Source organism: Alcanivorax sp. UBA3183, from assembly GCF_002364155.1.
In the GTDB taxonomy this organism is placed as follows: domain Bacteria; phylum Pseudomonadota; class Gammaproteobacteria; order Pseudomonadales; family Alcanivoracaceae; genus Alcanivorax; species Alcanivorax jadensis.
The window spans coordinates 2,666-3,917 of the sequence record NZ_DEXN01000010.1; the positions used below are offsets into that span (position 1 = coordinate 2,666).

Genomic DNA, 1,252 nt, shown 5'->3' on the forward strand with positions numbered 1-1,252 from the left:
CAGCACGCCGATGGCGCCGAAGTCCAGAATCACCACCTGACCCTGGTCGTTAACCAGGAAATTACCCGGGTGAGGATCCGCCTGGTAGACCCCGAAACGGGTTACCTGCTGCAGGTAGCTGGTTAACAATACCGAGAGCAGATCCCTGGCCTGCTCCGGGTGAGCATCCAGGTGATTGCGTAGTCGCGGGCCCTGTTCCCAGCTGGTCACCAGAATGCGTTCACTGCACAGGCCATCAATCAAATCGGGAATGCGGATACGGGGGTGATGGGGCTGGCGGGCAAAACGTCGGGTGTTGGCCGCCTCGTTGCGAAAATCCAGCTCCATGGCGGTCATGATCAGCAGTTGCTCTATGGCCTGTTTCAGATCAAATTCCCGAAACCGGGGGGCAGCAATCGCCGCCAGAACCTGAAACACCTTGGCATCCTGCTCAAACAGCTTCTTGACCCCGGGCAAGCGCACCTTGATCGCCACATCGGTGCCATCTTCCAGGCGCGCCCGGTGCACCTGGGCGATGGAGGCCACTGCCACCGGGTTCTCGTCAACCCAGCGAAAAGCGTCACGCCAGTCAGCACCAAGGGATTTTTTCAGGGCAGCTTCAATCTGTGAAAAAGGCACCGGGGCTGCGTCATTCTGCAATTGCTGAAACGCTTCAATATATTCCTGCGGCAGCACATCTGGCCGGCAACTGAAGAACTGGGCCGCCTTAACCCAGAACGCACCGTTGCGTCGACACAGGGCAGTGAGAATGTCCGCTCCCCGGCAGTGACGCTGGTGGCGATCATCCTTGCCGACGCCCCCCGCATAGATCGCCGCCACACGAGCCATGGCCGTCAGTGCCCGCAGATACCGGGAGCGCCCTCCAGCCAGGCCACTGACACCGGCGATACTTTTCTTAATCATCAGGCTTTATTCATTATGGTTATTACCGGAATTCGGTTTGCCCAGAGTAAGCCGCATAGATACGGCTTGAAACCCGTCGGGCTTGACCGTACTGTTTCTAGCTTTGCCGCTGGTGAGCGATTATGTCAGGAACAGTTATACGCGCTGGAGAGCCGCATACCATTCGCACTCGCGGCATCACCCTGCTGCGTTCCGGCCACCGGGAAATCCGCCGCCTGAAACGTGCAAACCACACCCCCTCCATTCACGGCAACAAGGTCTGGAACTCCAGCTTCCTGATCATGGACCACCTGACCCGCCGAAAAGTGTCTGCCGACGAGCATATGATGGATATTGGCTGTGGTTGGGG

At 58.4% G+C, this 1,252-nt stretch carries 1 protein-coding gene and 1 pseudogene; one reads left to right on the plus strand and one right to left on the minus strand.

Annotated elements, in window-relative coordinates; all coding sequences use genetic code 11:
* Positions 1-903, minus strand: a 903-nt coding sequence (locus B3Q33_RS04635; protein ID WP_286827051.1) for an ABC1 kinase family protein, incomplete at its 3' end; no start/stop codon positions are given.
* Positions 904-1,025: 122 nt separating this feature from the next.
* Here B3Q33_RS04635 and B3Q33_RS04640 point away from each other — a divergent pair.
* Positions 1,026-1,252: pseudogene (locus tag B3Q33_RS04640) on the plus strand (SAM-dependent methyltransferase); the annotation flags it as partial.